Genomic DNA, 7,978 nt, shown 5'->3' on the forward strand with positions numbered 1-7,978 from the left:
CGTCTTGGCCGGTTTCAGGGTGGGCTTGCACCATGGCACGGCGAATCGGTGGGTAGTCTTGAGCGCGTTTCGAGACCACACTTTGTCCGTCGGCATCTTGATGATCGTAACGGCTGCCTTAGTTCACGACGCGTTTTTCGTTTCTTATGGATCTTCTCGGCATCCGTGAAAGACAGTTGTTGTATGGTAATCCCCTAAAATCAGACGTTATGCTGAGATTATCGCAAATTTTGGCGAGTGAATCACAGATTCCCTATCTAATGGTTTGGACTTTTTTTAAATCTATAAGTATAATAATCTATACATACATAGTACAAGGGAAAAGTATATGGGTGTAATTTCATCAACTGCACTGAGCTTTGAAGAGTCACAGTCACTTGTAATTAAAGACTCTGAGCTGTCTGCGGCTCTAAAGAAAGTTGCAGCGCTTGACTTCTCGATGTTGAATCGGAAATTTGTTGAGGAATACGGCTGGACAGTCGAATACTGCCGGGAAGTTGAGGATCTTTACCGAAAATTTCTTGCGCTAAATATGCGCTACCCTGAAAAAAAAATATGTCCTACAGGACCTATTGATGAGTATTGGCACGCGCACATTCTTGATACTCGCGCATATGCCAGAGATTGTGAAATACTTTTCGGAGAGTTTTTACATCACTTCCCCTATTTTGGAATGCGAGGGCCTGAAGATCGAGCCAACCTGGAAGCGGCCTTCGAAAAATCACTTGACCTCTTCGTAACTCATTTCGGAGTTGACCCTACAGCAGGTGACGTACAAGCTCGCAGTTGTGCCCCTCAGCGTTGCCCATAAACTATGGCTGAAATCAAACACATTTTCATGTTTGGTAGGGATGAAGATTCGTCCCTAGAAAAGAGAAATAAGCTTTTTTGGCTTGCGCTATTAGGCCATGTTAAAGCTGATCGCGTGATTGATGAGGGAGGGACAATTCTTGATATTGGTTGTCATCAAGGTGGCCTTCTCTCACTCTCAAGGGAAAAGTTCAAGGCAATGCATCTGATCGGTGTAGAGCCAATGAAAACTGCACGGGATATAGCCCAAGCACGTCTACAGCGTGAGGGGGCATCTGCCAAAATTTTGCGAGAGAACGAATGGCAGAAAATTGTTGATCAGTCTGTCGACTTGGTGTTGTCGCATGAAGTGTTGCCATTTATCCAGGATTTGAACCAGTTTGCAGCAAACATTCAAAGAGTTCTCAAGCCTCATGCTTTTGCCTACGTGGTATTGGGATGCCACCTTGAAAATCCGCTTTGGCCCATCTGGCGCGAAGAACTTCATAATCAAGGACATACCACATTCGATCATACTCCCATAGCACTGATGAAAGCAGCAGGAGAACAGGGACTCTCTCCATCTGTTCGAACACTTCGAGATCAAGGCTGGGCACACTACAACCCTTTAGAAGAATCAGCTTTTTCCTATCCGAGTGTTGAAGCATTGCTTGATCATCAATTTAAACACAAACTTCTTTTTCGTTTTCAAAGGATGGCCTGATGCATATTAATGAAGTCCACATGCCTGGCGATTTAGCACAGCAGCTTTTGGAAACAGCCCGCTCTGTAAGCTTAGAGTATTTGGAAATGAGTTTGCTTGGGTCCACATGGGATCCACCAAAATTCTTTCACTCCTCTCAATGGACTGCCTTCATCCAGCAGGTTGCGAGGTCGTGGCATGACAAGTCCAGCCTTGTGGTTCGCGGTGTACCCACGGATAACGGTGCTACAACTCTGCTTGCAGCGTTGAGTCTATCTGCACGTTTTAAATCCTACCGAAAAAATAAAATCGTCAAACACTTTAAGATGTCGCCTTGGACCAAAGAGCTATCGCAAACGATTAAAGAGGGATATTTTCATACTGACCTCAACACTGCACCTGTACCACCGGCCGCTACGGTCATTCACTGCCACAAGCCTGACCCCAATCCTAAAATGGGTGAATCACGAGTGGTGATGATTGATGATCTGCTAAGTGAGCTTAAAAGACGAGGCGAAGCAGAGACGCTTACGTTTCTAACAAAAACCAAATTGGACATGGTAGATGAGCGCAAACAGGGCGCTTGGTCTGGTTCTATTATTGAAGGTGGCACAATTCGATTTCATCCCGAAACCTTACGAGCAGCAGCACAGCGTTTATATTCACTACCACAGGAACTGGAGTACTACCTAACAGTCATCCATGAGTGCGCAATGGCGGTATCTGAACCGATTCATTTAGCACCGGGTGACGCACTTTTTGTCTCAAATCACCGAGCACTACATTATCGAGGCGAATGCACAGTTCAGTTTACAAAATTTCCCCGGCAGTTTCTTGCTCGTGAAATCTATGTCCTTCATCTTCAGGATGAACCCCAATGGCAAATCTGAGCCCACAAGCTATCCATGTAGTTGGCGCTGATGCCAATAATCTTCAAGCTGTCGATGTTACTTTCCCGCTTGGTTCGATCTCGATGGTCGTAGGAGTGTCTGGTTCAGGAAAAAGCTCTCTATTGAAAGATGTGCTCGCACTAGAAGGTAATCAGCGCCTCAAAGAGTTTCTCGGGGTCTCGCAGGATCATTTAGGCTTACCGATGAATCCGGCTTTTATCGATGCTTTGCCTCCCACCTTACATGTTGGCCAGCGCGCTTTTAGGGCTTCCTCGCGCACTACAGTGGCTACAGCCAGTGGGTTACTTTCGCTGCTGCGACACATGTTTTTGCAATGGTCTAACCCTGTCTCGCAAATTGCTGGTACTGTTGTAGATGCCCCAACGGCAGAGCATTATGCTGAATGGCTTTTGCAGCATCATCAAGGCAAGATTACCATCTGGGCAATTCCTTTGTCTTTTGTCGCCAATGATGGTGTTGTCATGGCAGCAAACCTAGCTGAATTGGGGTTTGATACTGCTACCGTGCGTAGTGAAAGTGATACTCCTAAACAATGGGATCTGGGCCGCATAGTACACTTAAACCCTTTCGAGCCGCTTTCCAAAAAGAGCCGTCATCTTGTAGAGGTACTGGTAGGTGAGCTCGATCTAAGCAAGCGAGCGGCAAAAAACGAGAAGAGGCTATTCCAGCTAATGCAGTTGGCATTTCAAGCTGGTGAAGGACGCGTGTTTGTAGAAACACACAATAGCAAGCTGTCAGACCTTCAAGGTGTCCACGGCGTTGGCCTCGATTCCCGCAAGCACTGGGTCACACCCTCTGACCCACTTATCTATCGTCCAGCTGATATTCATTTGCTTTCATTCAATGCGCCGGAGCATGAAGCCAGCGGTGCCTGTCCTTCCTGCAAGGGTTTAGGCACGTCTGCAGAGGTTGATATTACACAGCTGATCGCAAACCCCGAGAAGTCGATGCACGAAGGTGCTTGTGTGTTATGGACAGCAAAAAATTATAAATTTATTAACATTCAACATGACACCATGGAAGGTTTGCGAGGTATCGCTGATTTTGATCCAGACTTGCCATGGACTGAGCTTTCAGAAAGTGCTCGTAATCTGGTGCTGTATGGTAGTGGCTCGCAGCTTATTGCAGATATAGAACCAGGTACTAGGCGCCAGATGAGTAAGCCGCGTATTTATCCCGGCTTAATTTCTGCCATCATGAAGCATGTTACTAAAGGAACCAAAACAGCAGAGCGGCTCGCATTTCTTATCAGTTATGGCCGCTGCAAAGCTTGTAGGGGCTCACGATGGTCTCATGCAGCAAGATCTCTTGACCTTGGAGGCTACAATATCGCGGATTTACTCGATACTAACTTTGCTGCACTGACTGAATTATGTTCATCTTCGGGTCGCTTTTCCAAAGCACTTCCAGAAGCTGCTAGGCCTTATTTAGAGCAGCTTCAATGTCTTTCTCAAAGCCTTGTAGGGGTTGGGCTAGCTCATCTTAATGGTACTCGTGGTATGCGCGAGATCAGCGAAGGTGAATCGCGGCGCATACGTCTTGCGTCCGTTTTCGATGGAAGACATGAGGGGCTTGGGTTACTGCTTGATGAGCCTGCACGAGGTTTGCATGATGAAGATGTAGTTAGATTGGCTGATACCCTGGAAGCATTAAGGGGGCAGCATACCTTGATCATCAATGATCATCGCCAGCAGCTTGCACTTGCTGTCGATCATTTAGTCGAGCTTGGACCTAGTGGTGGCCCTGAAGGTGGTAAGGTTACTTTCCAGGGAAGGGTACCTCAATCCTGGTGGCAGGCTCCCGACAAGCTACAGCGGCAGCAACTTCGAGTTGAAGAGCAAGCACCTCGCTTGAGTATCTATGGAGCTTGTCGCCATAATTTACGCAATCAAGATGTGCATATTCCGCTTGGTAAACTTATTTGCATTACAGGCCTATCCGGCTCTGGCAAATCTAGCTTTGTACATGGTGTGCTCAAGCCAGCGCTGCAAAACCCACAAAACCCAGATCCACAAGGATGGCGTAGGATTGAAGGTTATCAACAGTTTGAACAGGTCATTAGCCTCGACCAAGGTGTTCCACCTGCAAACCTTCGTAGCTTGGTAGCTACATCACTCGACATTGCCGGAAATTTGCGCAATCACTACGCTGCACTTTCCCAAGCAGAGAAACACAATCTTCAAGCTAGGGATTTTGGCCTAAACAGCGGTGATGGGCGCTGTCCTGAATGCTTGGGTATTGGCGAGACACAGGATGGTTTACAATGGGTAGCCTGTGCAAGCTGTGGCGGCCGTCGTTTTCAGAGTCATATTCTTGGCATTTACGATTACGGCATGAACATCGCTCAGCTACTTGATTGCAGTATTGAGGCGCTACTGCAGGATCTTCCGCCTGCGCTAAATCGACATCATAATTTGCTTCAATCTATTTCTCAGCTTGGCCTTGGACATCTTGCATTAGGCCGGCGTGTTGACACACTGAGTGGTGGCGAAATTCAGCGTCTGCGCATTGCAAAACAACTTAGTCATCAGAAGGGTAAAAGCTCACTGTTTCTGCTTGATGAACCCGCGTCTGGCTTACACAAAAGTGATGTAGCCAACCTGCTTCGAGCTGTCGATTATGTGGTTGCTAATGGCATGAACACAGTCATACTTGTTGAGCACAATCTTTCGATGGTTTCCGCCAGTGATTGGGTGATTGAATTTGGTCCTGGATCCGGCCCCGATGGTGGTGGTGTCGTTGCAACAGGACCCCCTCAGCAAATAGCCCAGACAAAAACTGCGACGGGACGCATGCTAAAGAATTTGCATGAGACTAAAGTACGGCGGCCTCAGAAAACAGCTCAGCCCTCCGAAGTCAAAAAGCCGCTTAATAGTGAGCATGCTAAGGCCACTTTGCGATGGCTTCGGCGCTTATTAGGGCACGATATTGCAGCGATTTCAGACCCTTTTCAAAGAAGCGCTGCTACACCGACGATTATTTTTGAATATGCCAAGGTTCAAGATCAACAACTGATTCAATACGGTGGTCTAGACCGACACCTGCTCACCTTTGCCTTAGAAAACCACATTCTCTCCTCGGATGTGTACAGCTCTGATAACTTCCTAAACCTTTGGTGTCAGACGCCGGATGCACAATTGGTGATTCAGCCTCTTCTTCAAGATGTTTACATATGGGGTCATGATCTTCCGCACAGTATTGCAGAAGACAGGCTTATTTATCTCAGGAAACAGGGCTATGATACTTTTCCATTCACGAATTATCTTGAAGCACGTGCTACAAGCAAAGATTTTCAATGTGAAACGAAGGCTACCCGTGCTCAACGAGAACAATGTCTGGCTAAAGCGTTGGCGATTGGTGCAGGGTACGTCGAGCTTCAATATAAGGGTGAGTGTATAGGAAAATATGCGACACGCTTTGTCGATTTTCAGCATGGATTAGTTAGTCCTCTGGCTGTTTCGCCTTATGATTTTTTACAGAAAGGAGAGCGGGGCAAATGTCCAGCTTGCAAAGGCAGTGGCAAACAAGCCGCCTGGGATCTAAGCTTCATTTTTGCTGATCGTAGTTGCTCAATTCTCGACAAAGAGCTCTTTAGCCCTTCCACAATCGAAATTCTTAAGGGGACTCATCGCAATATACTAACGCCTTTTTTCAAAAGAATGATCAAAGAGAGACTTTGGCCTAGAGATGATTCGTGCTTAAAGTGGACTCAAGCTCAATTGAACCTCGTGCTTTATGGATTTTGGTCACGGCCAGGCCCTGGCAGCTTTCTTAAGAATGCCAAGGCTTATCCTGATGAAGTATCTTCCTGGTTACGCTGGGACGGTTTATATAATCATCTCCAGAAAAATCTGGAACGAGCTGACCAAGATTGGGCAAAAGAATTGCAGGCTACCAGAAAAGACGTCGATTGCCCTGTTTGCGATGGCCTTGGTCTTCGGCGTTATGTGGGCATGTTATATTTGGGAAATCACAGTTACAGTGACTGGGTTCGTCATGGAACTGTGGCAGAGCTTCACAGCTGGCTTGGTCAATATTCACTAACGGGTCGCCAGCAGCAAAATGTTCTACGTCTAATGACCATTACTGAAAAGCTAATACACAAGGGTTTTGGTGAATCCAAACTTTTTAAACCAGCCCCCCAGCCTGTTTATAAGGCGCTTATTCCCAGCATGGCACAGGCTTTTACACATATGCCGTTGATTATACAGGAGCATTAATGAAGCACGTTCCGCAATATCAGCTGTATGGTCGCTTTGGTGACCGCTACGATCAGCATACACCTAAACATCATTACCAACATGATCATGCTTTTCTCATTGAAAAAATTAAAAATATTAGTGCACACGCATGTGTTTTGGACATTGGATGTGGAAGCGGCGTATTCTTGGAGAAAGCATTACAAGCCGGACTTGATCCAGTAGGCCTTGATCCCGCTGCTCCCATGCTACAACTTGCTCGTGACAAAGTTGGCGAGGAGCGCGTGCATCTGATGCCCATGCAGGATCTGGAGTTTCAAAAAGAGTTTCATGCGATAGTGTCTCTTTCGTGGTCACTTAATTATGCAGCTAACCTCGATGAATTGACGGATATACTCAAGCGTATCAAACGCGCTTTGCTACCTGGCGGAAAGGTTTTTTTCCAGGTCGCGCACGCACCGCATGCGCCAAAAGAATTTGCCGGCTTTCTTGTAGATCAAGAGCCGGGGGCTGGTGACCCTCAAGATATTACTTTCAAATATCGATTTTCAGCAGGTGATCGCGAGACGCTCATTGCGCAATATCAGTTTCACTGCAACTCCACCGGTGAACATTTTGACGAAAAGCATGTTTTAAATGTTGCGGATGCAAAGATGGTCGCTAAGGTTATGCAAGATGTTGGTTTCCAACATGTGCAGCTTTTAGAAAACTATCAAGGTCAACCTTTCAATAAAACCTTTAATCCCTTTCTGATTGCGGGACTACCCTTTGAAAAATTCTCCTGTTCGCTTTAGTCGTTTTGTGTACCCGGTTCTCTATGACGAATATGTGGAGCTGCATCACGCACATTTGGGAACCTGCTTACGCATAACTTATGAAGATTATTGGGCTTTTGTATCATACGCCCAGTTTAGACCATTGCAGCCAACGCATCAGGAATGGTTTGAAGCCCAGGTACTCGTCAAAGCAGAATGTGATTTACCAGCAATAGAACAAACCAAACCTTTAACCGAAAGCAGCCTAGCCCTGGCTTATCATCGTTGGTATTGGCAACACGAAATTGAGACTCAACGAGATTACCGTTGGCTGGGCCAAGTTGCAGTAAAAATGCCAATGGATCTTTTCTTCTATCAAGAGCTTATTTATTCCCAAAAGAGATCACGAATCCTTGAAGTGGGCTATGGGCGAGGTGGAGGTCTCTATTTCATCGATACTGTCCTGCGCTTGTTAAATCGCGAGGGCTTTTTAGTAGGTGTTGATCTTCAGCCAGCACATATTGAAGGATTCAATAGTGAGAATCAGTCCGTGCTTGTTCATGGAGATGCGAGAGCAGGGCGAGCGCATGAGTGTTCATTTTTCAACCATCGCCGGTATGC

6 protein-coding genes are annotated in these 7,978 nt (G+C 46.5%); all 6 read left to right on the plus strand.

Features of this window, described 5'->3' with window-relative positions:
• The first annotated feature begins 328 nt into the window (after window positions 1-328).
• Window positions 329-811, plus strand: a complete 483-nt coding sequence (locus C7A19_RS14640; RefSeq protein ID WP_077650266.1) for a hypothetical protein — start codon at window positions 329-331, stop codon at window positions 809-811.
• Between the two features lie 3 nt (window positions 812-814).
• Complete coding sequence (locus C7A19_RS14645; RefSeq protein WP_077650265.1) at window positions 815-1,513, plus strand: class I SAM-dependent methyltransferase; 699 nt, start codon at window positions 815-817, stop codon at window positions 1,511-1,513.
• Window positions 1,513-2,382: a TauD/TfdA family dioxygenase gene (locus C7A19_RS14650; RefSeq protein WP_077650264.1), complete on the plus strand. Its 870-nt coding sequence runs from the start codon at window positions 1,513-1,515 to the stop codon at window positions 2,380-2,382. Before C7A19_RS14645 ends, C7A19_RS14650 begins: the two co-directional genes overlap by 1 nt.
• Complete coding sequence (locus C7A19_RS14655; protein WP_116645269.1) at window positions 2,370-6,623, plus strand: hypothetical protein; 4,254 nt, start codon at window positions 2,370-2,372, stop codon at window positions 6,621-6,623. The genes C7A19_RS14650 and C7A19_RS14655 overlap by 13 nt, the downstream gene beginning before the upstream one ends.
• Window positions 6,623-7,396, plus strand: a complete 774-nt coding sequence (locus tag C7A19_RS14660; protein WP_077650262.1) for a class I SAM-dependent methyltransferase — start codon at window positions 6,623-6,625, stop codon at window positions 7,394-7,396. Before C7A19_RS14655 ends, C7A19_RS14660 begins: the two co-directional genes overlap by 1 nt.
• A partial coding sequence (locus tag C7A19_RS14665; RefSeq protein WP_201264101.1) for a CmcI family methyltransferase occupies window positions 7,371-7,978 on the plus strand: 608 nt, incomplete at its 3' end. The genes C7A19_RS14660 and C7A19_RS14665, both read left to right, overlap by 26 nt.

It is taken from the genome of Salinivibrio sp. HTSP (assembly GCF_003390965.1).
In the GTDB taxonomy this organism is placed as follows: domain Bacteria; phylum Pseudomonadota; class Gammaproteobacteria; order Enterobacterales; family Vibrionaceae; genus Salinivibrio; species Salinivibrio kushneri.